The organism is Streptococcus taoyuanensis (genome assembly GCF_029589235.1).
Taxonomy (GTDB): domain Bacteria; phylum Bacillota; class Bacilli; order Lactobacillales; family Streptococcaceae; genus Streptococcus; species Streptococcus taoyuanensis.
Genome location: NZ_JARQVW010000015.1, coordinates 1 through 26428, shown reverse-complemented (window position 1 = coordinate 26428; position 26428 = coordinate 1). Strand labels below are relative to the sequence as shown.

The 26428-nt window shown below is 44.5% G+C and carries 28 protein-coding genes; 1 reads left to right on the top strand and 27 read right to left on the bottom strand.

All coding sequences use genetic code 11. The features are described 5' to 3' along the window. Positions 1 to 64: 64 nt before the first annotated feature. From leuD to P5Y91_RS08760, 19 genes are all read right to left on the bottom strand, one after another. Positions 65 to 655, bottom strand: coding sequence for a 3-isopropylmalate dehydratase small subunit (leuD, locus tag P5Y91_RS08850; RefSeq protein ID WP_277839313.1), 591 nt, complete (start codon positions 653 to 655; stop codon positions 65 to 67). 11 nt (positions 656 to 666) lie between these two features. After that, positions 667 to 2049, bottom strand: coding sequence for a 3-isopropylmalate dehydratase large subunit (gene leuC / locus P5Y91_RS08845; RefSeq protein ID WP_023917999.1), 1383 nt, complete (start codon positions 2047 to 2049; stop codon positions 667 to 669). Positions 2050 to 2073: 24 nt separating this feature from the next. Then, positions 2074 to 2352 carry a DUF1294 domain-containing protein gene (locus P5Y91_RS08840; protein ID WP_042766154.1) on the bottom strand — a complete coding sequence of 93 codons (279 nt, stop codon included), beginning with the start codon at positions 2350 to 2352 and terminating at the stop codon, positions 2074 to 2076. 1 nt (position 2353) lies between these two features. Further along, complete coding sequence (gene leuB / locus P5Y91_RS08835; protein WP_277839311.1) at positions 2354 to 3391, bottom strand: 3-isopropylmalate dehydrogenase; 1038 nt, start codon at positions 3389 to 3391, stop codon at positions 2354 to 2356. Between the two features lie 12 nt (positions 3392 to 3403). After that, positions 3404 to 4966: a 2-isopropylmalate synthase gene (locus P5Y91_RS08830; protein WP_277839310.1), complete on the bottom strand. Its 1563-nt coding sequence runs from the start codon at positions 4964 to 4966 to the stop codon at positions 3404 to 3406. Positions 4967 to 5250: 284 nt separating this feature from the next. Continuing rightward, positions 5251 to 5883 (bottom strand): YpmS family protein, encoded by a 633-nt coding sequence (locus tag P5Y91_RS08825; RefSeq protein ID WP_134974481.1) that lies wholly within the window; start codon positions 5881 to 5883, stop codon positions 5251 to 5253. After that, a complete protein-coding gene (locus P5Y91_RS08820; protein ID WP_129824799.1) occupies positions 5852 to 6694 on the bottom strand; it encodes an SGNH/GDSL hydrolase family protein in 843 nt (280 codons plus the stop codon). Before P5Y91_RS08820 ends, P5Y91_RS08825 begins: the two co-directional genes overlap by 32 nt. Before the next feature lie 14 nt (positions 6695 to 6708). Beyond that, positions 6709 to 7977 (bottom strand): dihydroorotase, encoded by a 1269-nt coding sequence (locus tag P5Y91_RS08815; protein ID WP_277839309.1) that lies wholly within the window; start codon positions 7975 to 7977, stop codon positions 6709 to 6711. Between the two features lie 11 nt (positions 7978 to 7988). Further along, positions 7989 to 8453 carry an NUDIX hydrolase gene (locus tag P5Y91_RS08810; protein ID WP_003003493.1) on the bottom strand — a complete coding sequence of 155 codons (465 nt, stop codon included), beginning with the start codon at positions 8451 to 8453 and terminating at the stop codon, positions 7989 to 7991. A 9-nt stretch (positions 8454 to 8462) separates the two neighbouring features. Beyond that, positions 8463 to 9116, bottom strand: coding sequence for a uracil-DNA glycosylase (locus tag P5Y91_RS08805; protein ID WP_277839308.1), 654 nt, complete (start codon positions 9114 to 9116; stop codon positions 8463 to 8465). Between the two features lie 130 nt (positions 9117 to 9246). Then, complete coding sequence (locus P5Y91_RS08800) at positions 9247 to 10749, bottom strand: glycosyltransferase-like membrane protein (RefSeq protein WP_277839307.1); 1503 nt, start codon at positions 10747 to 10749, stop codon at positions 9247 to 9249. Positions 10750 to 11023: 274 nt separating this feature from the next. Then, the gene (locus tag P5Y91_RS08795; protein WP_277839306.1) at positions 11024 to 11521 is read right to left on the bottom strand and encodes a hypothetical protein; all 498 of its coding nucleotides are present in this window, start codon (positions 11519 to 11521) and stop codon (positions 11024 to 11026) included. Positions 11522 to 11587: 66 nt separating this feature from the next. Beyond that, positions 11588 to 12079: a DUF3592 domain-containing protein gene (locus tag P5Y91_RS08790; RefSeq protein WP_277839305.1), complete on the bottom strand. Its 492-nt coding sequence runs from the start codon at positions 12077 to 12079 to the stop codon at positions 11588 to 11590. Between the two features lie 56 nt (positions 12080 to 12135). Then, the gene (locus tag P5Y91_RS08785) at positions 12136 to 12735 is read right to left on the bottom strand and encodes a hypothetical protein (protein ID WP_277839304.1); all 600 of its coding nucleotides are present in this window, start codon (positions 12733 to 12735) and stop codon (positions 12136 to 12138) included. Between the two features lie 142 nt (positions 12736 to 12877). Next, positions 12878 to 13510: an orotate phosphoribosyltransferase gene (gene pyrE / locus P5Y91_RS08780; protein ID WP_277839303.1), complete on the bottom strand. Its 633-nt coding sequence runs from the start codon at positions 13508 to 13510 to the stop codon at positions 12878 to 12880. A gap of 314 nt (positions 13511 to 13824) precedes the next feature. Further along, positions 13825 to 14517, bottom strand: coding sequence for an orotidine-5'-phosphate decarboxylase (pyrF, locus tag P5Y91_RS08775; protein WP_003003278.1), 693 nt, complete (start codon positions 14515 to 14517; stop codon positions 13825 to 13827). A 179-nt stretch (positions 14518 to 14696) separates the two neighbouring features. Continuing rightward, entirely contained in the window at positions 14697 to 15635 is a 939-nt protein-coding gene (locus P5Y91_RS08770) for a dihydroorotate dehydrogenase (RefSeq protein WP_049506511.1), read from the bottom strand. 9 nt (positions 15636 to 15644) lie between these two features. Next, a complete protein-coding gene (locus tag P5Y91_RS08765) occupies positions 15645 to 16451 on the bottom strand; it encodes a dihydroorotate dehydrogenase electron transfer subunit (protein ID WP_277839301.1) in 807 nt (268 codons plus the stop codon). Between the two features lie 185 nt (positions 16452 to 16636). Then, positions 16637 to 18061, bottom strand: coding sequence for a DUF6688 domain-containing protein (locus tag P5Y91_RS08760; RefSeq protein WP_277839300.1), 1425 nt, complete (start codon positions 18059 to 18061; stop codon positions 16637 to 16639). Positions 18062 to 18304: 243 nt separating this feature from the next. Between P5Y91_RS08760 and P5Y91_RS08755 the strand changes: the two genes are divergently transcribed. Then, positions 18305 to 19213: a LysR family transcriptional regulator gene (locus tag P5Y91_RS08755; RefSeq protein ID WP_003003594.1), complete on the top strand. Its 909-nt coding sequence runs from the start codon at positions 18305 to 18307 to the stop codon at positions 19211 to 19213. A 183-nt stretch (positions 19214 to 19396) separates the two neighbouring features. Here P5Y91_RS08755 and P5Y91_RS08750 read toward each other — a convergent pair whose 3' ends face one another. From P5Y91_RS08750 to P5Y91_RS08715, 8 genes are all read right to left on the bottom strand, one after another. Further along, positions 19397 to 20128: an NAD-dependent protein deacylase gene (locus P5Y91_RS08750; protein ID WP_277839299.1), complete on the bottom strand. Its 732-nt coding sequence runs from the start codon at positions 20126 to 20128 to the stop codon at positions 19397 to 19399. Continuing rightward, entirely contained in the window at positions 20129 to 20896 is a 768-nt protein-coding gene (locus tag P5Y91_RS08745) for a Gbs1250 family HEPN protein (RefSeq protein ID WP_277839298.1), read from the bottom strand. Further along, a complete protein-coding gene (deoD, locus tag P5Y91_RS08740) occupies positions 20896 to 21606 on the bottom strand; it encodes a purine-nucleoside phosphorylase (protein WP_277839297.1) in 711 nt (236 codons plus the stop codon). Before deoD ends, P5Y91_RS08745 begins: the two co-directional genes overlap by 1 nt. Positions 21607 to 21749: 143 nt before the next feature. Further along, positions 21750 to 22463, bottom strand: coding sequence for a type 1 glutamine amidotransferase (locus P5Y91_RS08735; RefSeq protein WP_277839296.1), 714 nt, complete (start codon positions 22461 to 22463; stop codon positions 21750 to 21752). Further along, positions 22460 to 23692, bottom strand: coding sequence for a chloride channel protein (locus P5Y91_RS08730; RefSeq protein ID WP_277839295.1), 1233 nt, complete (start codon positions 23690 to 23692; stop codon positions 22460 to 22462). The genes P5Y91_RS08735 and P5Y91_RS08730 overlap by 4 nt, the downstream gene beginning before the upstream one ends. 4 nt (positions 23693 to 23696) lie before the next feature. Continuing rightward, complete coding sequence (locus P5Y91_RS08725) at positions 23697 to 24506, bottom strand: purine-nucleoside phosphorylase (RefSeq protein ID WP_277839294.1); 810 nt, start codon at positions 24504 to 24506, stop codon at positions 23697 to 23699. A gap of 12 nt (positions 24507 to 24518) precedes the next feature. Beyond that, positions 24519 to 25064: a DUF1697 domain-containing protein gene (locus P5Y91_RS08720; RefSeq protein WP_277839293.1), complete on the bottom strand. Its 546-nt coding sequence runs from the start codon at positions 25062 to 25064 to the stop codon at positions 24519 to 24521. A 1-nt stretch (position 25065) separates the two neighbouring features. Further along, a complete protein-coding gene (locus tag P5Y91_RS08715; protein ID WP_277839292.1) occupies positions 25066 to 26277 on the bottom strand; it encodes a phosphopentomutase in 1212 nt (403 codons plus the stop codon). Between the last annotated feature and the right edge of the window lie 151 nt (positions 26278 to 26428).

Here is a 26428-nt window from a genome sequence, read left to right as displayed (position 1 = left end):
TATCAAAAAATAGTCTCAAATTCAATATATTTTCAGAAAATTCGTAATTTGATATACAATTTTATCATTGCCAGTAAGCTGGCCGGTTCTTCTCATAAGCTGCGATCAAGTCTTCATACTGAAGCGTAATCCCGATATCATCCAAGCCGTTGAGCAATTTGTGCTTCCAATCTTGATCGATCTCAAAGCGAAACTCTCCAACAGGCGAGAGGATCTTCTGCTCTTCCAAATCCACCGTCACTGGATCTGTCGGCTTTAAACTTGCCAATTGTTGACGAACCTCAAAAGGTTGTACAATAGGCAGCATGCCATTATTGAGCTCATTATTGTAATGGATATCTCCGAAGGATCCGGCGATAACGACTTTAAAGCCATAATCAGCTAAAGCCCAGGCTGCGTGCTCCCGAGAGGAACCAGCCCCAAAATTGTCACCAGTGATCAAAATGGTCGCCTTGCGGTATTCTGGCTTGTTAAAGATAAAATCTGGATCCTCGGTATACTGGTCATCCAAATAGCGCCAAGCATACATGAGGTATTTCCCAAAGCCTTTTTTATCAATCAGCTTTAAGAATTGCTTGGGGAGGATTTGGTCGGTATCAATATTATCGTTCATCAAAGGAACCGTAGTCCCCGTATAAATGGTAAATTTCTCCATGCTTTCTCCTTTTACTCGACTTCTGGCATTTGGCGCACATCGACAAAGCGACCGGCGATTGCTGCTGCAGCGGCCATTGCTGGGCTACAGAGATGGGTTTTAGCCCCAAATCCTTGGCGGTCTTCAAAATTCCGGTTGCTAGTAGAGGCACAGTGGACCCCATCTGGAACCTTGTCTGGGTTCATTCCTAGACACATGGAACATCCTGGATCACGCCATTCAAAGCCCGCATCCATGAAGATCTTGTCTAAGCCTAATTTTTCGGCGGCTTGCTTAACCGGACGAGAGCCAGGTACCACAATAGCAGTTAAGTTGGGCGCGATTTTTTTGCCTTTCACAAACTTGGCTGCCAACTCCAAATCGCTGAGACGAGCATTGGTACAAGAACCGATAAAGATATAGCCTAATTCAATGTCTGCTGGTTTTTGGCCAGGTTCTAGATCCATATAATGATAAGCCCGTTCATCATTCATGTCCCGGATCTCTGGAAAAGGAGTCTCGAAGTCCACTCCCATAGAAGGATTGGTCCCCCAAGTCACCATCGGAGCAAGATCAGATACATCCATACGGATGACCTTATCATAAACGGCATCGTCATCACTGACCAGAGTCTTCCAATCAGCTACTGCGGCCTCAAAATCATCTGGCACACATTCGCGTCCCCGGAGGTAGTCAAAAGTCGTCTCATCTGGATTCATGATCCCCATTTTGGACCCGAACTCGATTGACATGTTACAGATGGTCATGCGTTCTTCCATAGTCAAACGATCAATTGCTTCTCCCCGATACTCTACGACATAGCCAACTCCACAAGCAACACCGTAGCGCGCTATCAAAGCTAGGATGTAATCCTTTGAATAGATCCCTTTTTGTGGGGTTCCGGTGAATTCAACCAACATTTTCTTGGGTTTGACTTGCCAGATGGTTTGGGTAGCAAAGACATGCTCCACTTCACTGGTTCCAATCCCAAAGGCAATGGCACCAAAGGCTCCGTGGGTTGCGGTATGGCTGTCTCCACAGACAATAAATTTCCCAGGCTGGGTCCGACCGGTTTCAGGGCCCACCATATGAACGATTCCTTGCTTAGCAGAACCATGGGCAGCATGATCAATCCCAAAGTCCACCACATTCTCAGCTAATTTATCAATCTGGGCTTTTGAAATCACATCTCGAATATCAAAAATATTGACCGTTGGAACATTGTGATCAAAGGTTCCAAAGGTTAAATCGGGTCGTCGAACCTTGCGTCCTGCGTCCCGTAATCCTTGAAAGGCTTGCGGACTCGTCACTTCGTGGATGTAGTGTTGGTCCACATACATGAGTTGGGGTTGTCCTTCCACTCCTGTAATCACGTGGCGGTCCCAAAGTTTATCAAAGATAGATTTTCCACTCATCGTCTTTCTCCATTTATCTTCTTGTTATGAAATCCATTGAAGGATTAGAAAGAGGGCACCTGCTAAAAGAAGGCTACTGCCCCACCAGGTGGCTTGAAAATACCATTTCCGCACCTTGTGGTGAAAGAGATATCCACTTAGTAGAGCTCCGAATCCACCAAGCACCCAGCTCTCGAGTAACAGGACCTTTTCAGGAATCCGCCACCTGTTTTGGATAGCTTTTCGTTTATCTAAGCCATAGGTCAGAAATACGATACTATTCCAAATTGCGATTAGCACTAAACAGCGATCTCTCCAAGTCATCTTAGAGATTCCCAATAATGGCTGCAGTCATCTCTGCAGTAGAAGCCTGACCACCTAGATCCCGTGTCAAGATTCCTTGATTCAAGGTTTGATTGACGGCTTCTTCGATCATTTCTGCACCTGCTGTTTCTCCAAAACTGTCTCGGAGCATCATGGCAACGGACAGGATCATGGAAATCGGATTGGCAATGCCTTGACCAGCAATGTCAGGTGCTGAACCATGAATCGGTTCGTACATACTTGGTCCTTGGTCGGAATGACTGGCAGATGGCATCACGCCTAGTGTTCCAGGAAGGACGCTGGATTCGTCAGATAAGATATCTCCGAATAGATTCTCTGTCACTACAACATCAAAGCGGGCTGGATTGGTAATCATGATCATGGCCGCACTATCGACAAGCTGGTGCTCTAAGGTCACATCTGGAAATTCTTTGGCAACTTCTTCTGCCACTTGGCGCCACAATTTAGAAGTTGCAAGGACATTTTGCTTATCGATACTGGTCACTTTCTTGCCACGTCCTCGCGCGATCTTGAAGGCTTGGTGCATAATCCGACGAATTTCTTCCGCACTGTAATCATTGATATCGCGCCCTGTATCTTCTTTTAAGATATGCTCTCCAAAATAAATCCCACCTGTCAATTCACGCACGACCACGAAGTCGACACCCTCGATACGCTCTGGTTTCAAAGGAGACAAGTGTTTCAAGGCGTCAAAAATCCGTACAGGACGAATATTGGCAAAGAGATTTAATTCCTTGCGAATAGCGAGTAAGCCTTGTTCTGGACGAACAGGAGCATTGTCATATTCCGGACTCCCGATGGCTGCGAGAAGAATAGCATCCGCTCCTTTAGCTGCTTTGAGAGTATCTTGGGGAAGTGGGTGGCCAGCGGCATCAATCCCAGCACCCCCAAAAGGTTTGTCTTCTAGACTATAATCAAAGCCAATTTTGGGAGCAACGGCTGCGAGGACCTCTAGTCCAGCTGCCATGATCTCAGGGCCAATCCCATCTCCTGCAAGTGTTACAATTTTCTTTGTCATGTTCAGTTCCTCTTAGGCTTGTGGAAGATCACGGTAGGAGACAGCTCGTCCCATCTCACCCGCATTCTCTTTTTGAACCAGCGTGTTAGCATTGATATAAGCGATGGCAGAGGCTTTCAATACGTCGAAGTCCAAACCAGAGGCATTGAAAATCGTATCTGTATCAACATTTTCCACGGATACCAAGACACGGGCTTGGGCATCGATCCCATCAGTCACTGCATCGATATTGTATGATGTCAAGCGAACAGTTTGGTTGAAGAATTTATCAATTGCATTAAAGATCGCTTCAACAGACCCTTGACCATTGGCAAGGAATTCAAGTACTTCCCCTTCTTCATTGCTGAGGCTAACCGCTGCTGTAATCGTTTCGTCTGCATTGGTTGTCAAGCGGAGATCGTTAAATTGGAATCCTTCTGGATTTTCAACTGCTGTACCGGCTACAAGGGCGCGGATATCGGCATCTGTGATCTCGTGTTTCTTGTCTGCAAGAGATTTGAACTTATCAAACAATGGCTTGATGTCTTCTTCTGTGAAATCCAGTCCCAACTCATGCAGTTTTTCGACAAAGGCATGGCGACCAGACAATTTTCCAAGAGGGAGACTATTGCTTTTAACACCCACCAACTCAGGCGTAATGATTTCGTAGGTAAGAGGATTTTTAAGAACTCCGTCTTGGTGGATCCCAGACTCGTGTGAGAAGGCATTGCCACCAACAACCGCCTTGTTTTTAGGAATTGGAATACCAGAGTAACGAGAAACCAACTCAGAAGTGTTGATGGTTTCATTAAGGACAATCGGACTCTCCACTTGGAAATAGTCTTCGCGAATATTGAGAGCAACTGCTACTTCTTCAAGCGCCGCATTGCCGGCCCGCTCCCCGATCCCATTAATGGTTCCTTCAACACGACGGGCACCATTTTTAACAGCAGCGAGGCTATTGGCCACGGCCATACCTAGGTCATCATGGCAATGAGGGGAATAGATAATCTCGCGATCTGTCTTGATATGGTCAATCAAGTATTTGAAAATGGCACCGTACTCTGCTGGTGTCGTGAAACCGACTGTATCCGGAATATTGATGTAGCTAGCACCAGCATCAACTGCAGTCTGAACGACTTGCAAGAGGAAATCCAATTCGGTCCGTGTCGCATCTTCTGGCGAGAATTCAACAATCTCAAATTTTGAGCGAGCGTAAGAAACGTGCTCTTTGATGGCTTCAAGAATTTCTTCCTTGGTCTTGTTGAGTTTAAACTCCCGGTGAATCGGACTGGTTGCGATAAAGACGTGAATTTGTGGATACTTAGCATCCTTCAAGGCTTCATAACAAGCGTCAATATCTGATTTGACAGAACGGGCCAAACCTGTCACGGCTGTCTTGGTCAAGACCTTGGCAATCTCTTGAACAGCAGTAAAGGAATCCGGACTAGCTGCAGGAAAACCTGCTTCAATAGCAGAAATACCCCATTTTTCCAATTGCTTGGCAATGGCAATCTTTTCTTTGATAGAGAAATTAACTCCTGGAGTCTGTTCACCATCCCGAAGGCTGGTATCTAAAAATTCAACTTTACGCATAGGGTCTCCTCATTTCTATGTAGTGGATATAAAGAAAAACATCTCACTCGGTCAACCAAGCGAGATGTTTTTGCCCGCTTGGTAAGCCAAACAGGACTAATGCTTCTGCACTAGCCCTTATACCTCAACAACAAAGCAAATTGAATAAACTTAGCTGTTTTCATGTTTGACTTTCTCCTTTGTTCAATGTCTTGTTTAGTATTTTAGCATAGGGAAGAATCAATGTCAAGAATTTTCTACAATATTCTGAATTTTTTGAATAGAAACAAAATAGAGCTTTCGCCCTACTTCTTCTGATACAAATCAAAAACGATCTTGTCATTATAGAGGTCAATGGTATTGGCCTTGACATAGATTCCAAAGTCATTGTCAATTTCTGGTAATACAATGGTGATGGTAGACTGCTTGGGTGAGATCTGAACAAATTTTGGGATATTTTTATTTTTACTCAAGAGCTGCAAGACCATCCTTTGTGGAATTTGAAAGGTTCCAACTGAAAAATCCTTCACCGTCAAGAGAATATTCCCATTTTCCAATTTGGATGGTTGAAAGTAAATGTATAAGGGATAATCCTTCCCCAAGAGACTCAACTGCCCTTCTAATAGGATTTGCTGATTGTCTGCATAGACCTTGTAGTCGGACAGCTTATATTTTTTCAGAAGCGATTTGATGGTATCATTGAGTTGATCACGAGTCGTTGTCATAGTTCCAACTTTGACATCTTTGGTGCCAGCTGTTTGATGAAGCTGACTAACATCTTCTCTTGGCATCGCTAAGCGTCCTTGCACAACTATAGCGAAGGCTAAGAGAAGGCTGACCAAACCTAAAAATAACCATTTCCAAATATTGATTTTTTGAAGGAAGGGGACCTTCTCTTTGATGGGATTATTTTTGACTCCAAGTTTTCTTCGTGGCATTGATTTTCTCCAATATTGCTTGTTTCATCTTTTCATAGCCCGTATTGTTAGGGTGGAAACTATCCTCTTCATACAGGGCATCATTGATAACGGTTGTCTTCCCGTCACTGATTTCTGATACGCCCATTTTGCCATCAATTCCTTTATAGAGCAGATCATTGATCGGGACGAAATAGACTTGATCATATTGCGCGATGGTTTCTTCCGTCGTCTCATTCCAACGATCTACAGCCGTCTGGATACTAGTTAATTCAGGAAAATTCAGGTAAAGAGGATTGTAGATCCCCACTACATAAATGGGAAGATGGGGATTGTCCTTTCTGGCCTTTGTAATAATTTCTTTGAGGTTCGCTGTATAATTCTTGAGCGGCTTTTGGATATCTGACAGAGAAAAATCACTCAGATGATCGACAACAACTTTGCGCAGATCATTTCCCCCAACCGTTAAGGTCATGACACGCGCCTTTTTGAGATCCTTCTGAAGATCTGTTTGCTTCTTGAGACGATCTAAGATCTGAGCGCTTGTATTTCCAGCTACTCCATAGTTGACAGGCTGATACTGGCCGTCATTTTCATTGGATAGGCTTTGGGCAAGGATGGGGACAAAGCCCCCTTGCTTGGTGCTATCCCCTACTCCTTCGGTCAGTGAATCCCCTAGAGCTACATAAGTATAGGTGATTTCTTTCGCAGCTGTTTTGGGCTTGGTCATGCGAGGAGATGCAGTTGGTAGCAAAGCACGAAATAGAAAGACAAAGACAAGAAGGCTGGTTAAAAAGAAAACCAAGCCTTGCATCATTTTTTTAAAATTCATATAAATACGATCGCTTATCCTTGAAAAATCACTTGTCCATCACAGATTGTATAAGCAACTTTCCCTTTTAATGTTTCGCCCACAAATGGTGAATTTCCAGCTTTTGAAGCGAAATGATCCGATACCAGACGATCTGCTTCTGGATCAAAGATGGTTAAATCTGCCGGTCCATCCACTGCGATATAGCCAGCATCAAAATCATAGAGACGTGCTGGATTATAGGACATCTTTTCAAGCAATTGCATCAAGCTTAAATGGCCAGCATGCACCAAGTAGGTCAAACCAAGAGAAAGCGAAGTTTCAAGCCCAGTCATGCCAGATGGTGCTTTGGTAATATCAGGGACATTCTTCTCATCCGCATGGTGAGGCGCGTGGTCAGTCGCAATCACAGAGATAACGCCTGATTTCAAGCCTTCAATCACTGCTAGACGGTCAGATTCCAAGCGAAGAGGTGGATTCATCTTAGCATTGCTTCCTTTAGTCAAGAGCAGACTTTCTGTTTTCGAAAAGTGTTGAGGTGCCACTTCTGCCGTCACATGAGCTCCTAATCCTTGGGCAAATTCAACCACCTTGACACTTTCTTCCTTGGAAAGGTGTTGGATATGGAGGTGAGCACCTGTCGCATGGGCAATCATGGCATCACGCGCAGCCATTGAATATTCGGCTACACCCGTCGCACCACAGACATGGAAGTGTTCCTTGGCAATGTTTTCATTCAAACCAAGAATGCCATTCAACTCAGGGTCTTCTTCATGCAGACTAATAAAGGTTCCTAGACGCTTAGCCTCTTCCAAGGCTTGGCGGACAACCTTAGTGCTTTGAAGGGGAATCCCATCATCTGAAAATCCCACTGCACCAGCCTTAAGCAGCCCTTCAAAATCTGTCAGGTGTTGACCGTCAAAGTTCTTGGTCACCGTCGCAACCGTATGAATGTGAAGATTTTCCTTGGCTGCAGAAGCTAAGACTTCCTCTAAGGTCGCAATATCTGAAATGGTCGGATTGGTATTGGCCATCATGACCACTCGAGTAAAACCACCAGCAGCTGCGGCTAAGGCACCCGTATGGATGTCTTCTTTATGAGTTTGACCGGGTTCGCGGAAATGCACGTGTACATCGATCAAACCAGGTGCCACAACCAGACCAGTAGCATCAAGGACTTCTTGTCCATACGTTGGGAGGTTTTCAGCGATCTCTACAATTTTCTTTCCTTCAATGCGAAGATCACAGACTTGATCCAAGCCAGTCTTGGGATCCATTACGCGACCATTTTTAATGACAACCATTGCATTCTCCTTTATTCATAAAAATCAACATGCGACTCTAACAAGCGGTCGCCGTCATAGCGAAACATTGCTGAAAAGAAGGGTTTATCCTCCAACAACCACTCGACAAAGGTATGGTCCCCTTCCCAGGTTGGTTTTGAGAGGACTTGATCATAAGGTACCCACTCCAAGGTCCCTTCGTTACACTCGATCAGTTCTCCCTCAAAATCTGTTACCTTGAAGACATAGGTGTACCAGTCCAAATCTGGAGTAAACTCCGGAAAGGTAATAATCCCTTTCAAGACTGGCTTGGCTCTAAGGCCGGTCTCCTCAAAAATCTCACGCGCAGCACACTCCTGTGGGGTTTCCCCGCGTTCTAATTTTCCTCCAACTCCGATCCATTTACCTTCATGGACATCATTGGGCTTTTTATTGCGATGCAACATGAGAAATTCTTTCCCATTGTCAATGTAACAAATCGTTGCTAATTGTGGCATTTCTTTCTCCTATCTTAACCAATCAATCGGCTCGCGTCCCGCCTCTTTCAAAAATTGATTGGTTTTTGAAAAGGGTTGGGAACCAAAGAATCCTCGGTAGGCCGATAAGGGACTTGGGTGAGCTGATTCAAGGACTAAATGTCGATCGTTGGTAATCAGAGGCTTTTTCTTACGGGCATAAGATCCCCAGAGGATAAAGACAACTGGCTCGTCCAACTCATTGACCACCTTGATCACAGCATCTGTGAAAGGCTCCCAAATTTGGCCTGCATGACCATTGGCCTGACCAGCTGGCACTGTCAAACAGGCATTGAGCAAGAGCACTCCTTGCTCTGCCCAAGAGGTCAGATCATGGGAACGCTTCTCTCCGATATCTGAGCGCAATTCTTTGAGAATATTTTGCAAAGAAGGCGGCGCTGGTACATGATCCGGAACAGAAAAACTTAAGCCCTGCGCTTGATCCGGTCCATGGTAGGGATCTTGGCCTAAGATCAAGACCTTGACCTGATCCATCCCTGTCGTCTGCAAGGCCTTAAAGACCTTGTCACGCGGTGGATAAACCACTCCTTTGTTGTAGACTTCATTCATAAAGTCATTGATCTGGTGAAAATACCCTTCTGGAAGATGGGACTTGATGGCTTCATGCCAGGGTGAATGCTGCATGGAAACTCTCCGCTATCCAATAAATTCTTACCTTCCATTATACCACATTTGGTGCAGATCTACTGGATAAAAAAGAGGCTGGACATTTTTGTCCAACCTTTATTACTGCCTGTCAAACAAGCCAGAGCTTTTATGTATTTTCTTTCTTGGTAAATCCTGCTAGACCGATCGAAGCGACTAGTAAAATTTGCGGTAAGAATTGGATGAGGTAGCGGGTCTTCCCACCTTCAAAGATGGTTAAGAAGAGCAAACCACCAAAGACTGCTAAGGAAAGGAAGTTAAAGTCATCTGTATCTCGACGTTTGAGATAAGCTCCAACCAAACCAGCCGATAGGACGATCCAGATCAGCTGCTTGACAAATTCATAATACTTGTACTGCGGTCGATCAATGCTGAGGAAATAGGTCCGCACCCATTTTGCCAAACCATTATTTTTAGTCAGAGGTGCATAGAGAGGATTGATAAAAGGCGTCTTCTCATACTCTACATCTCGGTACAGCCAGCCCAGGGTCCCTTCTGCTACTGTCAAAGATTGCTTGTAGTAGATATGCCCGATCAAACCGAACGGTCCGTACTCCTTGAGACGGCGTTTGATTTCTTTGATCACATTTTCTTTTTTAAAGAGGCCATTGTTGTAATCCGAGCGCTTATCCTCATCGATATAGGCTAGCAAGCCTTCTTTCATATCTTCTTGGTTGTGCCCCATATCTGTCAAGCCCAGATTGATAAACAAGAGCGGTCCTTTAGCCAACCCTTCTTGTTTCAAGATCGGTACAACTCTTTGATGATTGACCGCTGTATTCAATCCTGCAAAGACAAAGCCCGTCATCATCACGGTCACCGTAGCAATCTTGCCAAAGGCCTTCCAATTTCCTCTGAAGAAGAGCACAGCCCAAAAGGCAATCATGACAATAATCGTCGTTGGACGGATCAACATGTTCACGCCAGATAAGATTCCCAAACCAACAATCTTCTTCCAGGAGACTGCTTGATCTTTCTTCAAGAGATCCAAGGCCCACCATAACTGAAGAGCGATCAAAGGAAGTGGCGGAATGTCCGTATACATGGAATAGAAATACGGCGAGTAACAGATCAAGCTCACATAGAAGAGATAGACTAGATCAGCCGTTTTTTGATTGAAATGCTTCTGAGATAGCTTATATAAGAGTACTGCTCCCAGATTGACATAGAGGATATTGAGAGCCTGCATGACCCACAGACCGCTAGAGCCAAATAAGACATAGAAAAACTTCTCGTAAAGAAAGAGCGGAATGTTATTGGGATTGCGACTAAGGTAGTTGGTGATAGAGGATTGCTTAAGAAGATCAAAAGCCCCTTTGAAAACAACCGCAGCATCCCGACGGATAAAGAGCTCCGCACAGACCATGACGATCAACTGAAAGACAACCGCTCCAAGCAAGAAGCCTTTTTTGTGTCGGGTCAACCAAGCAAAGGCACTCTTTAGCCCATCGCGTTTCAACCAGGCTAGCAGAAATAGCAATCCAGCACCTAAAATGGCTAGCCATGAAATCTCTCTCAGATAGGTCACACTGATCAAAAACCAGTGGACCATCACTAGCAACATGACAACATGAAGCATCCCAAATAGAATACGTTTACTTTTCGATAACATAGGTCCATTATATCAAAAAAACAGCATTTCTGCTGTTTTGGGGTGGTACGAAATCATTCAGTTCAGGGAAATATCATTGTTATTTTCGATCATCCTTAAAATCAAACTCTATTTCCCGAGGCTCTGTGAATTCAAGGCCCCTATAAAAGAGAACGACCAACAAATATAAAATCAATCCCAAAAACAAGCGCATTTGAACAAAATATGCTAAAAACAGGACTATCATGCTTAAACAAATCAGGGCAAACAATTGACGTTTTCTCATTTTTCGCATTCACCACACCTCGGTTCCATTTGCTGTTTTTTGAAGATACTCTGTAAGCTTTATCTGACCAACTAATGCTAGTTCTGCTCCATTTTTTTCAACAAACCATTTCAACTGCACATATCTGGCAATAGTGACCAACCATAAAGTGATCATAACTGCAAAGAGAAACAAAAGGACATTTATCGCTCCTTCTCTAACATTCAAATCAAGATTTGCTTTCCCAAAGAAAAGATCCATGGGAAGGATCTTTCTATATGTCCTTGCTAATAATAAACCTAATGGAACACCAATCAAATAAGAAACATTTGCTGGTGCTTTCTTTGAAAAAATTTGATCTTTAAACGAATAACTGGTCTGGTACACTTTTCGGTATCTGTCGAAAGGGATTTTACTATTGCGTTTGATAATAAATTCTTCCCCTTGATCTGTTACCAACAAAAAGTAGCCCCAGAGAGGCCTTTTCCCATTCAAACTGATATTAAAACATGTTCCTTTTGTGAGCATTGAAAATCCTCTCATTCAACCAAATATATATGAATGTGCTTTTTATTTAAGATGGGTCTGAACAATTCAACCTAACAAGGCTAGAATGCATACTAACCCAAGATAAATTCCAACCGTTAGAATCATTCCGATTTTATAGAAACCGACTAAGCCAGCATATCGTTCGACAAAACCGATCTGTGGGTCGACTGGATTATAAAAGACTGTCATGGGAGACCCGATTGGGAATATCATCCGCAAATCCAGATTTTTGCCGGCTCCAAGAACATAGGTTCTATCGAAAACATTGGCCTGCCTAGATTTGGAAGAAGTCTTCCTAAAATAAGCATAGGTGAAGGTCTTTTGGTATCTTTCGCCCCCGACTTGATACTCCACCACAGGCAGTGAAATAAGCAGTTGATTTTTGGAATCAAAATCAACTACTTCTCCCATAACTCTTGCGGTTGATTCTGTTTTCACTTTTATTTCACGACGATACAAGGTGTAAAAGATAAGCAACATGATCAAGAAAACAAGGGTCAGAATGCCCAAACTAAGCCAGAATATTGTTACTGTCATTGATTTTTTACCCTTTCACATAAACTAGTTGGTTTCAAATCCCTTAAAAAGTCATCTTATTCTCCCCTTTTCAACCAATTCTGTTGCTGCGCTTTTTCTGCAAGATCTTTTGCTTTGTTTATATCTAGTGAGTTTGAATCTGATGGGGCATTGGATTCAATCTCTTCTTTCAATTCTTGGAAAGTTTGAACATCTTTCGGGGTTAAATTAGAGACTGTGCTAGATTCTTTTTCTGTCGAATTTTCTGGCACAGACTGGATCTCTCGATAGGTATTGATCACTTCAGTTCCTGCGTCTGTTGTCGGAAGAGGACGATAGAACATAAAGAAACCAATAATGACAATCAGAAGAGCCGTAGCTGATACCAAAACCCCTTTTTGCAGATTCTCTACAGTTATTTTAGTATCTTTAGTAGACAAACTCTTCCATTCTGGATGTTCTTCCTCAGCTTCTTTTTTGGCGTTGAAAGCAGGGGTAACCAAGAATTGGTTCATCAAGGTCAGTGCCCCCAAGGCCATCAATAGAAATGGGATATGACGTGATTTACTAATGACCACTAAAATTCCTCCCGCAATAGCAATCAAACTGATGATGATATTGACGGTAAACCAGACCCGAGCCTGCTTCTTCATTTGCAAATAATGTTCTTTTGTCATCTTATTCTCCCTTAAAAATAGTTTTTTCTTCATCCATAAAAACAATTACTACTATCATACCGGATTTTACTTTGAGAATCAAGTTAACCACCAACTAGTGAAAAGAGTATAAAAAAGAAGCGCTAGAAACGCTTCAGTTGTATTATTTATCTTGCCAAGTTTCTTGGTTTTCCTTGAAACGGTGCAACAACTCTAAACCTTCAGAAGTGATGTAACCTTTTTCTTCTGCCAAATGAATCAATTCTGTATAGTTAGACAAGGTTTCAAGTTGAACCCCAGCTTCCGCAAATTTCTTATCGGCTTTCTCCAATTGGTAGGTGAAGATAGCTACGACACCAAGGACATCTGCTCCTTCACGCTTTGCAGCTGCGACAGCATCCAAGACAGACCCACCGGTAGAAATCAAATCTTCCACTACGACCATCTTTTGACCTTGTGGTACACGGCCTTCAATTTGATTACCAGCACCGTGGTCTTTTGGTTTGCTACGAATGTAGGCAAATGGCAAATTCATCTTGTCCGCAATAATGGCTCCGTGAGGAATCCCTGCAGTTGCAGTTCCAGCAATCACTTCTACCTCAGGAAATGCTTCCTTGATTTTGTCTACAAATCCATTTTCGATCAAGGTACGCGTTTCAGGATAAGCAAGAGTTACACGGTTATCTGTATAAATAGGGGATTTGATCCCAGATGCCCAAGTAAAAGGTTCTTCTGGTTTCAAATAAACCGCTTCAATTTTCAAAAGATGGCTAGCAATATCTTTAGCTAATGACATGACGACTCCTTTTTACGATTTTAATCATATACGAATTAAATCATTTTTCGATTTAAACAACAACATTACAGGTTAGTGAATGCGTTAGGGAAGTCCCATAGGACTTTTTAATTTCCGACACTTAGTTGAAAGAAACAATCATTTTCTTTCAACTAAGTTAGTGAATAGTTTAGGGAAGGCCCTATCGGGCTTCGATTATTCCGACGATCACAGAAGAGAAACGATCATTTTCTCTTCTGTGATCTAGTGAATGCGTTAGGGAAGGTCCCGTAGGACTTCCCGTAGAGCTACAAAAGTTTCACTTTTAGTAGCTCTTACGCATTCCACTGTCTCTTAATTTCATGGTAAGCGTCCCATGGGTTTTCTGCTTGGATGATTGGGCGTCCAACGACAATATAGTCAGATCCAATTTTATGAGCTTCTTGTGGCGTCATGACCCGTTTTTGGTCACCGATTTCAGCTCCAGCAGGACGAATCCCTGGTGTGACACAGACAAAGTCTGATGAAGTGGCATCCTTGATCAAGGCTACTTCATGGGCTGAGCAGACAACACCATCTAAGCCAGCTTCTTGGGCCTTGCGAGCGTAATTAACTACGGATTCTTGGACCGTTGTTTGGATGTTTTGGCAATCACGCATGTCTTCTTCACTGGTAGAAGTCAACTGGGTCACGGCTACCAACTTAGCCCCTTCACCAAGAGCTGCCTTGGCTTCGCGCATCATCTCTACACCACCGGCTGCGTGAACTGTCACCATATCTACTCCGAAAGTCCCCAGTACGGACATGGCTGATTTGACTGTATTTGGGATATCATGTAATTTTAAATCAAGGAAAATACTGTGTCCAAGCCCTTTGAGGTAATGTACAATTTCAGGACCAACTGCATAGAAAAATTCCATTCCAATTTTTACAAATAATTTTTCGTCTTCTGGAAAATGCTCTAAAAAGTGTTTGACATCCTCGAAAGCTGGGAAGTCAAGGGCGATAATAGGACGTTCTTCACGCATGGATTACTCCTTTTTTGATTGATCATTTTGTCTACAAAAAAACCTTGCCCGAGGCAAGGTTACACGAAAATTAGGTAGGAACAACTACCATGATTCACCGTCTAGACCTTAGGAGCCTCTCTGGACTGCTTTAAAGGTTTTTATTTATTGTAGTACGATATTTGGGAAAAGTCAAGGATTTACAGTAGATTTTCCCGTACATGTTTTCGGAAGTTCTCAAGGGTGTCAATACCATAGCGATCCATGACCTGTGGCAGATCTTCGATGATGGTTGGACAAGCATAAGGATCGGTGAAATTAGCGGTTCCAACTCCAATCGCAGAGGCTCCTGCAATCATCATTTCAATGGCTGCTTCTGCTGAATCCACACCTCCCATTCCGATAATCGGAAGTTTAGTGGATTGGGCAACCTGGCGGATGAGTTTCAAAGCAACTGGGAAAACAGCTGGACCCGACATGCCTCCGGTTCCATTAGCAATGATAGGCTTACCAGTCTTGAGGTCAAAGCGCATGCCGACCAAGGTATTGATCATGGTCAAACCAGTCGCCCCTGCATCCTCTACTGCTTTTGCGACCTGCGTGATGTCTGCTACACTTGGTGTTAATTTGACATAGACAGGGACGGAGGATGCTTCTACCGCTGCTTTCACAGCCGCATAGGCCAATTCAGGAACTTGCCCGATTAAAAGACCATTGTTCCCATGGTCTACGTTTGGACAAGAGATATTGAGCTCAATGGCCTTGACATTTGGCGCTTGCGAGATCTTGCTAGATACCGTCGCATACTCTTCATTGGAGAAGCCGGCTACGTTGGCAATAATCGGTAGGTCTGGATAATGTTGAGCCAACCAAGGGAGTTTCTCTGCTAGAACCACGTCTACCCCTGGATTTTGGAGACCAATGGCATTGAGCATGCCTGCAGGCGTCTCAGCAACACGTGGTGTCGGATTTCCGAAGCGAGCCTCAGCAGTTGTCGCCTTGATCATGATGGATCCAAGCAGGTCTAAGTCATAGTATTTGGCATATTCCTGACCAAAGCCAAAACAGCCAGATGCCGGAATAATCGGGTTTTTCAAGTCTAAACCAGGTAAGGATACGGCTAGTCGATTTGCTGTCATAAGGTCCTCCTACATCACAATCGTACCGGTTTCAAAGACCGGTCCGTCTTCACACACGCGCTTATTAGCTGCTTGGCTTTCATTTTCCAAATGCACTACACAGGCGTAGCAAGCACCCATCCCACAAGCCATACGCGATTCCATAGAAATATAGGCGCGGGGATGATCATGGAATTTGGTATTGACATATTTGAGCATGCCAGGTGCTCCACAAGAATAGATAGCATCAAACTCCTGGTCCATCTGATCAACGATTGTTGACACATAACCCTTGGTACCATAAGAACCATCGTCTGTTGTAATGGTGACTTGGCCGTACTGCTTCAATTCTTCTTCCAGGATCACAGCTTCTTTATTGGCAAATCCAAGGACAGAATGGACTGCTACTCCCTGCTCATGTAGCTGTTTAGCCACTTGGACCAAAGGAGGCACTCCGATCCCTCCGCCGATAATTAAAGCACGCGCCCCTTGACCAAGACCTTTTAGGTCAAAGCCATTTCCCTGAGGCCCCATGACACTAAGTTTGCTACCGATTGGCAATTGGGAAAAGATAGCTGTCCCCCCACCTTCGATGCGGTAGATCAAGCGACACGTCTGTGTCTCAGGATCAATCTCAGAAATTGAAATCGGACGGCGAAGGAGCTTGGACCCATCAGGGACGCGGATATGAAGGAATTGACCTGGCAGCATCTGCGCCACCATTTCCCCCTTTAAGATCATAGAATAAATACGGGGAGCGATCTCTTCTTGAGCGACCAGCTCCATCCCCTCCATCATGATTTTGCCAAAGCGTTTTTTACAACTGTCACTGACCATTGGTTTCCTCTTCTTTCTTCCAGCAAAAAAGACCTCGCAAAAGCAAGGTCCCACAAATGATCAGCTAGACTCCGTCCGCTGATCTTTTTTTCTGTCTTTCCTTGCAGGCCTCTCTGGACCTCTTAAAGGTTAAATTTGTCTCATTATATCGCGCTCCTTCTCGCTTGTCAAGTAAAATCAGTAACTTAGGAAACTTTACGGGGATCAAAATCTTCTGGGATCGGTTTGATGTATTGCATGGCGATTCGGTTTTCAGGCTTGCGATCGACTAGATAGAGAACCAGTAAAAAGAGCCATTCCAAGGGTTTCATCAGGTAATAGATCAGGTCCATAGCCCATTTCTTCTTGATATGTTTGGCAAAGGGATAGCCATAGCGGTCATAATTGCGACGCAAGAAGCGATGGAAACGTGGCGTCTTTTCTTCTAGCACCTGTTCAAAGGCATTGGCAATACAGAGCTGGCGATTGACGACGACTGGATGACCGTGGCGGACGCCCATCCGCTGGGGCTTGACAACTTTTTCATGACCACCAGCCGCAACCGTACAGAGATAATGCTCATCAATGATGAGATTCTGAGGGGGGATCTTTTGTGAGAAGGCCCAGTCAGCTGTATTTGTCCAGGCCTTGATCATAGAATCCGGTTGCTGCCCAAAGAGCATAAGAATAAGGACGACGAGAGCAAGGGTTGGAAGGGCAACAAGGACCGCTAACCAAGGCCAGTTGCGCGACTTGTTTAAGAGCTGATGGAGCCATTGAAGCAGACGATTCTCATAGCTTATCTCTGTTCGATCTTCCTGCCACTCCTTGATGCGAACCCATAATAGATGGATGGAATAGATCAGTAAGAAAAAGGTGTGAAAACTTGCTACCTGCAGTTGATTATCGAAAACTAAGAGAAGAACCACACCTCCTAGAATGCCACTGATGCAGAAGACATTTGCTAACGGCGAGAGTGAATTCGCATCCCGGTAGGAATAGATAATCAAGGCTAGTAAAGTAAGAGCTGCCAGTGTGAAGAAGGTCGGATAGGCGCCAGACCAGATCAAGGCATGCTTCTGAGAATTGACCAAACTCTCACTCCAATCGTAAAAAGTCATCTCCTTGACGATGTAAATGAAAATCGCTTCGAGAAAGCAACCAAAGAGTCCAAACCAAAGAACAATGGTAGGCTGTTGCTTTTTCTTTTTGACAGGCTTAGGACTTGATGTTTCAATTGTGAATGTATCCTCTTCTATCAGTTCTTCGCCCTTCACTGGCCCTCTATCCTCAAACAGTTCTGGATCTTTGAGAGCTTCTTCCTCTGCTTCTTTGAACTGGAGGCTGGACCACCGACCAATCCCATAAATGATGACAAAAATATTGGGGACAAAGAGTGCCAGAGTCAAACCGTAAGGAAAGATCTCCATCGTGAAGGCAATGATCTCCCAAACACTAAATTGGACGAATGGATCCTTAATTGCATAAATCGACTCACTAACCACAAAATAAATGTAAAAGGCTAATAGAATCAGTGCATTTGTCACAAAATTGATCTGCAACAGACCGGCTGTGAAATGGGTTTCCAATTCCTTATCCTTTTTCTTATACCAGGAAACTAGTTTTTTCATAAGATCTCCTCAATCAATTTTTTACCATTCTATCAATCAGATCTCCCCTTAATCAAGGCAAAACTGTATTTTTCCAACAAAATCAGTCCCCAGATGGAGATTTTGTTTCCAATTTTCTATTTTTTAAATATTTGATCTAGCCTACTTCTTATTACCTACCTCAGCCTGCATTATACTCTGATACAGTCCTTGAAAGACCACATTTTACGGGAAAAACGCGCTCTTTTATGTTAAAATAAAAGCATGAGAATACAACAATTACAATACATTATCAAAATCGTCGAAACCGGCTCTATGAATGAGGCCGCAAAACAACTCTTCATCACGCAACCTAGCCTTTCCAATGCCGTTAAGGACTTGGAAAATGAGATGGGGATTGAAATCTTTATCCGGAATCCTAAAGGGATCACTTTGACTCGCGATGGGATGGAGTTCCTCTCTTATGCCCGCCAGGTGGTGGAGCAGATTGACCTCTTGTCCGAGCGCTATAAAAATCCCGTGGGCTCTCGTGAGCTTTTCAGCGTCTCTTCACAGCACTACGCCTTCGTGGTTGAGGCCTTCGTTTCTCTATTGAAGAAAAGCGACATGGAAAAATACGAGCTCTTCCTACGGGAGACGCGGACTTGGGAGATCATCGATGACGTCAAGAATTTCCGAAGCGAGGTTGGCGTACTCTTTTTGAATAGCTACAACCGAGATGTCCTCTCTAAGATGCTGGATGATAATCACCTGATTGCCACCCACCTCTTTACAGCGCAACCTCATATCTTTGTCAGCAAGACCAATCCTCTTGCCAAGAAAGAGATCGTCCACTTATCTGATCTGGAAGATTTCCCATACCTTAGCTATGACCAAGGAACCCACAACTCCTTCTACTTCTCAGAAGAGATCCTCTCTCAAGAGCATCATAAAAAATCCATCGTCGTCAGTGACCGGGCGACCCTCTTTAATCTCTTGATTGGTCTGGATGGCTACACTATTGCGACCGGGATCCTCAACAGCAATCTCAACGGAAATAACATCGTCTCCATTCCCCTTGATATCGAAGACCCGATCGAGCTGGTCTACATCAAACATGAAAAAACAGCCCTCTCAAAAATGGGAGAGAAATTCATCGAATACTTGCTTGAGGAAGTGAAGTTTGATAAATAAAAAAGGAGGCTGGGACAAAAGTCCTAGCCTCTCAATTATTTTTGGATTGTCGAGCAAGACGCAGTGGTTGAGTGGGCTCTACTACGCTGATTTCATCAGCTTTTACAGCCCTACTCAACTGTGCGGAGGTGGGACGACGAAATCGAATTCTAACGAATTACCGATTTCTGTCCCACTCTCTTTTTATTGTCTTAATTGAGAAAATACTTCTCCAATTTTTCCTTCGATAACTAGGTCTGCTTGCTTGTCTTGTGGGATACTGGTCTTATTGATGACAACCAGCTTCTTCCCTTGGAAATACTGGATCAGGCTAGCTGCTGGGTAGACCACAAGAGAGGTTCCACCGATAATCAGGAGATCAGCCTCTTGGATGGCTTGGGCTGCTTGACTAAAGACCTCCATATCAAGAGGCTCCTCGTAGAGGGTCACATCAGGCTTGACCACCTCGCCACAGTCCAGACAGTGTGGAACCGGGCCTTCTAAAGCTAGAAAGGCCTCCAAATCATAAAATCGCTGGCAACCCTTACAGTAATTGCGGTCGGCACTGCCATGGAGCTTCAAAACTTTTTTAGAACCAGCCATTTCATGGAGACTATCAATATTTTGTGTCACCACCGCCTTGAGCTTACCAGTCTCTTCAAGCCGTGCCAGATACCGATGGGCTGCATTGGGCTTGGCATCTGGGTAGAGCAAGTACTTCTTATAAAAGTCGAAAAAGTCCTCTGGATAGCGCTCAAACATGGTATGGGAGACCAATTGCTCAGCTGTCAAATGCCGCCCTACCTGAACACTATAGACACCGTCTGAGCTTCGAAAATCTGGAATATTTGACTCCGTGGAAACTCCTGCCCCTCCGAAAAACACAATCCGTTGACTCTGATCAATCATCTCCTGTAGTTGAGCAATCTTATCCATCTACTTCTCCTTTAGTAGCTCTTCCATGACAGCATTGGCCTGATCAAAATAAAAGTTAGCTTGATCGTAATGGATGCCTGTGTAGCTTGCAAGGTCAACCAAATTCTTCATAAAATCCTGAGAAGAGAAACCCGTCGTCCGATGGAGCTCTTCCTCATCAAAAGGCTTGATCAAATGGGCCAGGGGGTTGCGAACTGATTTTTCTAACTCCCGCAATTGTTGGGCCGCAACTTTGACGCTATCTGGCAAATCCAACTGCACAATCAACTCCGTCAAACTGGATGAATTGACCACACTTTCGCTGTGAAATTGCTGCAGGATAGGGTTGTCGGACGCATGCAGGCTCTCAAACTTCCAACGGTCATAACTGGATTCTTTGGAGTTATGGATATAGTTGGTAATATCAGGAATTTTCAACTGAATCAATCGCATAAAGATCCGATAGATAGCTGGACTGACGGCACGAACAAAGTCAATAATCTGCTCATTTCGCAACTTCGCCTCTAGATCATAGAGGTAGTTAGCCAACTGCTCATCTTCTGGATCTTCATGCCAAAAAAGCTGAAAACCAGTCGCATCTAGCAACTCGGTTCTCAACTTTTGATTCATGACGGGTTGGATATTAAGCTCACGACGCTCCGCCATTAACTGCAGTAAGCTCACCAACAAATCCGGTATTTCTTCTTGCTGTTTGATAGAGCGCAGAGCCCGGCTGTAGTGATAATTTTGGAGATCGTAGAGCCATTCATCATGAAGGAATTTTGCCATTAGTCTGCAATCAAGGTCTCAAGACCGACTTTCATCATGTCTGTGAAAGTAGTTTGACGTTCTTCAGCAGTTGTGTCCTCATCTGGATTGACCAAACTATCAGAAATGGTCATGATAGCAAGGGCATCAACATGGTGTTGAGCAGCAAGATAGTAAAGGGCTGCTGCTTCCATTTCTACAGCTTTCACACCCCATTTACCAAGCTCGATGTTCTTTTCACCGTAGTTCGAATAGAAGACATCTGATGACAAGACATTGCCGACGTGAGTCGTCATACCAAGGTCTTTGGCAATGTGGTAAGCCTTGTCTAAAAGATCAAAGCTAGCGATTTGAGGAAAATCGAATTGAGGCCAGTCGTTGCGGATGATGTTTGAGTTGGTTGCAGCTGCTTGTGCCAAGACCAATTCACGAACATGCACATCCTCATTCAAAGAACCAGCCGTTCCCACACGGATCAATTTCTTCACGCCATAGTCGACAATCAACTCACGCGCATAGATGGAGATCGATGGCATCCCCATTCCAGTCCCCATGACAGATACACGGTGACCCTTGTAAGTCCCTGTGTAACCAAACATGTTACGGACTTCGTTGAAGCAAACAGCATCTTCAAGGAAATTCTCAGCAATAAATTTCGCACGAAGAGGATCTCCAGGAAGAAGAATTTTATCAGCAATTTCACCCTGCTTAGCAGCAATATGGATAGACATAGTTTATGATACAAAGAGCGACCAGAAAGCGACTGAAAATTAGGAATCTGACGAGAAATCCTAATTTCTCAGTCAGATTATCTATTTTCCGAGCTTTCCGCTCGTGTTCAAATCAGAACACATGCTCTACCTTTCCTTTTTATTTATTTTGTTAATGAATCCAAAAACGCAAAGAGTTTGGCATTCATTTCTCGATAATCGTAAGCACGAATGGCTTCGGGTTTTTGAACAAAGGTCAGGTTTTGACTTTGTTCTTCCAAAACATCTTCACCGTCAGCAGCAATCAAGAGATCAACTGCTTCTGGATCAAATTCTAAGTGAGCTTGGAAGGCATAATGTTTCGGACTAAAGCGGATCATCTGACGTGGACATCCTTGACTGGTCGCAAGAACAACAGCATCTTCTGTCAATCCGGGCATATCACCATGCCAGTGACCAGTTTCAAGAGTTTTTCCAAACTCACCGACATGCGGATCTGTGAGTCCTTCAGGCGTCAAGGTCACAGGATAAACCCCAATCTCACGTTCCGGACTGTGCTCATACTTCGCTCCATAGGCAACAGACAGGAGCTGGGCACCCAGACAGACCCCAACAATATAACGATCTGCCTTCATGGCCTTTTGAATCAGTTCAATCTCTGCCTGAGGATCGTAGTATGGAAAAGCTTCTCGATCTTCATCTGGCGATTGAGGTCCTCCCATGACGATCAAAAAGTCAATCTCATCCACTGACTCTGGTAAGGTTTCATTCTCATAGACTTTAGTCGTGGTCACTTGATGGCCACGCTCCTGTGCCCATTTTAGATAAGCGCCCGGCACTTCAAAGGTTTCATGCAGTACAAAATGTACCTTCATCATTTCTTCTCCCATCTCTTTCGAATCACGTATGACAGACCAGCCGCAAGTACAAGCGGAATAGACAAATTCCAAGTTTGGCCTGTAAATCCAAGGCTCAGGGCAATGGCTGTCAGAGGAGCTTCTAGGGTCGTCCCTAAAAAGACTGTCGCTCCTAGTAACATCCCTAGAGCAGGATCCAGATGAATTCCAAGGACTGTCAAAAGCAAGGTCACTAGGTAGCCAGAACCAATCCCAAGGGCAAATGATGGTGTCAAGGTACCCCCATAAGCACCATTGCGCAAGAGGAGGTAAACCATAAGCCCCTTCACTGCAAGAGTCAGTGGAAGATAAGGAATCGGCTGACTAGACAAGAGGGCTTGCGCTAGTACCTGGCCATTTCCCATAAAGATAGGGAAAAAGGCTACTAGGCTCCCCAGCACTAGAAAGGCTAGAGGAAGAGCCCAAAGAATCGTCCTATCCTTCCGCCGTTTGTGACTAGCTCGCTTGGCGAGGAAAGCAAAGACCAGAGCCAAGGGAGTGACCAAGAAAGCAATCACAATAGCCTGTAAAAAACTGCTAGCCGACCATGAGACAGCGGACAGTTGATAAATGGCCTCCTGACCAACGATGGACTGAGCGACCCAGGTGGCCAGATAAGTACTGGTCAAAATCAGTAGAAAGTTCTGCCAACTGTAGGCGAGCCCTAAGGTCTCAAAGACAAACAAGCTACTGGCAAAGGGAACCTGATAGACCGCAGCCAAACCAGCTCCAGCACCACAGGCGATCAAGACTTTCCGCTCTTTGAGAGCTAGTGAGAATCCCTTCGCCAAGCGACCAGCTAGAAGAGCCCCGACCTCACGTGGGGCTCCTTCTTTTCCGACCGATGCTCCTGCTCCGACAATTGCCACCTGCATCCCTGAATGAAGGAGGTGGGCTATGGGCGCTGGTTCCCTGTCTCCAGCTAGGTCAATTTGCTGGCGAATAGACAGGATCTGATAACGCCTTTGCAGGACATACCAGAAGCCAGCTGCCAAGCACCCAGTCACACACAAAACCAGAAATCTACGGAGACCTCCAGCTTCTTGAAATTGCTGGAGCAAATCCAAACTAGCTTGGCCAAAGGCCAGCTCTTGCACCCCTTCTAGTAGATAATGACAGGCAATTCCGACCAGACCCGTCCCTATCCCTAATGATAAGGTGGCTAGAAGCAACCTCAGCCCGTAGGGCAGACTTTGGAGTCGTACTTTCATTGGATTAGAGTTCAGCAAGGATCGCTTTTAGCAATCCTTTGAAGTCGCCTTTGACGCGCTCTGTCACTTCCACTACTTCTTCGTGGTTGAGCTCTTCTTGGAAACCAGCCGCAAAGTTGGTAATACATGAAATACCAAGAACCTTCAAGCCAGAATGCGCTGCAATGATGACTTCAGGAACAGTTGACATTCCGACAGCATCTGCACCAAGAGTCTTAAACGCACGGATTTCAGCTGGAGTTTCATAAGTTGGACCGGTCACACCGATATAAACCCCATCATCCAACTTGATACCCAATTTGTCTGCTACTTTATGAGCAGTCTCACGGTATTCAGGTGTATAAGCTTTCGACATATCTGGGAAACGTGGACCAAAGTCATCCAAGTTTTCACCGATCAATGGGTTTTGACCAGTCATATTGATGTGGTCTGTGATAGCCATCAAAGTACCAGGACCAAAGCCGATACCACCGGCAGCATTTGTAACAAGAACCCCTTCACATCCCAAAACTTTCATGACACGAACTGGGAAAGTCACCACTTCTAGTGGGTTTCCTTCGTAGAAGTGGAAACGTCCTTGAAGGGCCAAAACCTTGCGTCCAGCAAGCTCACCATAGACCAATTTACCAGCATGGCCGACAACCGTTGAACGACCCCAGTTTGGAATGTCAGAATAGTCTACTACAACTGGATTTTCGATTTCTTCAGCCAGTTCTCCAAGACCTGATCCAAGGATCAAGCCAAACTCAGGTGCTTCCATTCCTTTGCCCTTCAAAAAAGCAGCTGTTTCATTGATTTTTGCTAATAATGTCATTGCATATCTCCTTTATGATTTCCTTAAAAATTGGCCAATTTTGTCAAATGTATTGGCATTGCGAATGGTCAACAAACGGTAATCCGGCATCTTGAGGACTTGTCTGTGGTAAGCGGTCTTTGTATAGGTCTCTTCTGAGTATTTGCCCCAGTAGATCCCTAGATTCCCACGATGAATGATTTCATCACCGAGCGAAAAAGAGGAGACCAGCTCCCAGACAGCATCCTGATCGAGGCCTTCTGTGTAAAAGAGAACATCCTTGCGGGCTAGATCCTCCTGCCACCAGGCTGGTAAAGCAGCGAGATCTTGCGCATAGTCCTCAGCTGAAAAGAGAGAAAAAGACTGGATAAAGGGATAGTGATCACAAAAGAAATGTCCCAGCAAATCTAGCAATTCTTCTTTAGAACTAGTAGATTCAAAGAAGATATTGCCACTATTGATGTAGGTCTCTACCTCATCCAGCCCGATCGTTTGAAGCTCCTCTCGAAGCTCTGCCATCACGACCTTGTTTTTCCCGCCAACATTGATCCCTCTTACGAGGAGAGCGAAGCGTGTCATCTTAGTTCAATTTGTCTAAGAAGCTTTCACCGATCATGGCTTTTTCAACACCAAAGTTCTCTGCAATCGTTGCAGAGATATCAGAGAAATGACCGACTGGAATCACACCATTGCCCTTGAAGGATGGGCTATAAGCCAAGAATGGGATGTATTCACGCGTATGGTCTGTACCAGCATAGGTTGGGTCATTCCCGTGGTCTGCAGTGATCATCAAGAGGTCATCTTCACGCATCGCTGCAATGATTTCTGGCAAGCGTTCGTCAAATTCGTGCAAGCAATCGCGGTAGCCGTGAGCATTGCGACGGTGACCGTAAAGAGCATCAAAGTCTACCAAGTTGGTAAATGAGAACCCTTCTTGGAATTCAGGAAGCCCCATGGTCTTAATCAAGGTATCCATACCATGGCTGTTTGATTTGTTGTGGCCCATATCGTGGTTGATACCAGCTCCGTTGAAGATATCGTTGATCTTACCAACTGCATAGGTATCGATACCTGCTTCGTTCAACTTGTCCAAAACAGTTGGCGCAAATGGTGAAACAGCCAAGTCACGACGGTTGGCTGTACGTGTGAAGTTGCCTGGTTCCCCAACATAAGGACGAGCAATGATTCGACCAAGAAGAGCTGGACGTTCCAAAGTGATGGAACGAGCGTATTCACAGATACGGTACAACTCATCCAAAGGAATGATGTCTTCGTGAGCAGCGATTTGAAGCACAGGGTCTGCTGATGTATAAATAATCAACTCACCAGTTTCCATTTGACGTGGTCCAAAGTCATCGATGACTGCTGTACCAGAATAAGGCTTGTTAGCTTCACGAATGACCTTACGTCTTGAGAATTCTTCAATCTTTGTAATAATTTCTTCTGGGAATCCATTCCAGAAGGTATCAAAAGGTTCTGTAATGTTGAGCCCCATGATTTCCCAGTGACCAGTCATGGTGTCTTTCCCAAGAGAAACTTCTTGCAATTTTGTCGCATAGCCAGTTGGATTGCTTTCAGCTGGCACAGTCTTCAATGGTACTTCACGAGGAATATTTCCAAGACCGATTTTGGCCATGTTTGGTACATTTAAGCCAACGGTTTTAGAGATGTGGCCCAATGTATCAGATGCGCCATCTGGAACTCCTGCATTGACAAAGTTATTGGCATCTGGTGCAGCACCGATCCCAACTGAATCCAGCACAACTAAGTGCATGCGTTTAAATTTTGACATATACTGCCTCTTTCCTTTATTAAACTAGCTATATTATACCATATCCCTATAAGAAGAGAGCCGTTGTTTGATCCGAGGCTGGGACAAAAGTCCTAGCCTCTCAATTGTTTTTGGATTGTCGAGCAAGACGCAGTGGTTGAGTGGGCTCTAC

Coding starts and splice junctions, on each gene's coding strand:
- P5Y91_RS08725 (WP_277839294.1), bottom strand. CDS start 24,506: ATGACATTATTAGCAAAAATCAATGAAACAGCTGCTTTTTTGAAGGGC.
- P5Y91_RS08785 (WP_277839304.1), bottom strand. CDS start 12,735: ATGACAAAAGAACATTATTTGCAAATGAAGAAGCAGGCTCGGGTCTGG.
- leuD (WP_277839313.1), bottom strand. CDS start 655: ATGGAGAAATTTACCATTTATACGGGGACTACGGTTCCTTTGATGAAC.
- P5Y91_RS08730 (WP_277839295.1), bottom strand. CDS start 23,692: ATGAAAGTACGACTCCAAAGTCTGCCCTACGGGCTGAGGTTGCTTCTA.
- leuB (WP_277839311.1), bottom strand. CDS start 3,391: ATGACAAAGAAAATTGTAACACTTGCAGGAGATGGGATTGGCCCTGAG.
- P5Y91_RS08715 (WP_277839292.1), bottom strand. CDS start 26,277: ATGTCAAAATTTAAACGCATGCACTTAGTTGTGCTGGATTCAGTTGGG.
- P5Y91_RS08805 (WP_277839308.1), bottom strand. CDS start 9,116: ATGCAGCATTCACCCTGGCATGAAGCCATCAAGTCCCATCTTCCAGAA.
- pyrF (WP_003003278.1), bottom strand. CDS start 14,517: ATGCGTGAAGAACGTCCTATTATCGCCCTTGACTTCCCAGCTTTCGAG.
- P5Y91_RS08720 (WP_277839293.1), bottom strand. CDS start 25,064: ATGACACGCTTCGCTCTCCTCGTAAGAGGGATCAATGTTGGCGGGAAA.
- P5Y91_RS08830 (WP_277839310.1), bottom strand. CDS start 4,966: ATGCGTAAAGTTGAATTTTTAGATACCAGCCTTCGGGATGGTGAACAG.
- P5Y91_RS08825 (WP_134974481.1), bottom strand. CDS start 5,883: ATGCCACGAAGAAAACTTGGAGTCAAAAATAATCCCATCAAAGAGAAG.
- P5Y91_RS08815 (WP_277839309.1), bottom strand. CDS start 7,977: ATGGTTGTCATTAAAAATGGTCGCGTAATGGATCCCAAGACTGGCTTG.
- P5Y91_RS08770 (WP_049506511.1), bottom strand. CDS start 15,635: ATGACAGCAAATCGACTAGCCGTATCCTTACCTGGTTTAGACTTGAAA.
- deoD (WP_277839297.1), bottom strand. CDS start 21,606: ATGTCTATCCATATTGCTGCTAAGCAGGGTGAAATTGCTGATAAAATT.
- pyrE (WP_277839303.1), bottom strand. CDS start 13,510: ATGTCATTAGCTAAAGATATTGCTAGCCATCTTTTGAAAATTGAAGCG.
- P5Y91_RS08840 (WP_042766154.1), bottom strand. CDS start 2,352: ATGACTTGGAGAGATCGCTGTTTAGTGCTAATCGCAATTTGGAATAGT.
- P5Y91_RS08735 (WP_277839296.1), bottom strand. CDS start 22,463: ATGATGAAGGTACATTTTGTACTGCATGAAACCTTTGAAGTGCCGGGC.
- P5Y91_RS08750 (WP_277839299.1), bottom strand. CDS start 20,128: ATGGATAAGATTGCTCAACTACAGGAGATGATTGATCAGAGTCAACGG.
- P5Y91_RS08745 (WP_277839298.1), bottom strand. CDS start 20,896: ATGGCAAAATTCCTTCATGATGAATGGCTCTACGATCTCCAAAATTAT.
- leuC (WP_023917999.1), bottom strand. CDS start 2,049: ATGAGTGGAAAATCTATCTTTGATAAACTTTGGGACCGCCACGTGATT.
- P5Y91_RS08800 (WP_277839307.1), bottom strand. CDS start 10,749: ATGTTATCGAAAAGTAAACGTATTCTATTTGGGATGCTTCATGTTGTC.
- P5Y91_RS08765 (WP_277839301.1), bottom strand. CDS start 16,451: ATGGTCAGTGACAGTTGTAAAAAACGCTTTGGCAAAATCATGATGGAG.
- P5Y91_RS08760 (WP_277839300.1), bottom strand. CDS start 18,061: ATGAAAAAACTAGTTTCCTGGTATAAGAAAAAGGATAAGGAATTGGAA.
- P5Y91_RS08820 (WP_129824799.1), bottom strand. CDS start 6,694: ATGAATTTTAAAAAAATGATGCAAGGCTTGGTTTTCTTTTTAACCAGC.
- P5Y91_RS08795 (WP_277839306.1), bottom strand. CDS start 11,521: ATGCTCACAAAAGGAACATGTTTTAATATCAGTTTGAATGGGAAAAGG.
- P5Y91_RS08755 (WP_003003594.1), top strand. CDS start 18,305: ATGAGAATACAACAATTACAATACATTATCAAAATCGTCGAAACCGGC.
- P5Y91_RS08810 (WP_003003493.1), bottom strand. CDS start 8,453: ATGCCACAATTAGCAACGATTTGTTACATTGACAATGGGAAAGAATTT.
- P5Y91_RS08790 (WP_277839305.1), bottom strand. CDS start 12,079: ATGACAGTAACAATATTCTGGCTTAGTTTGGGCATTCTGACCCTTGTT.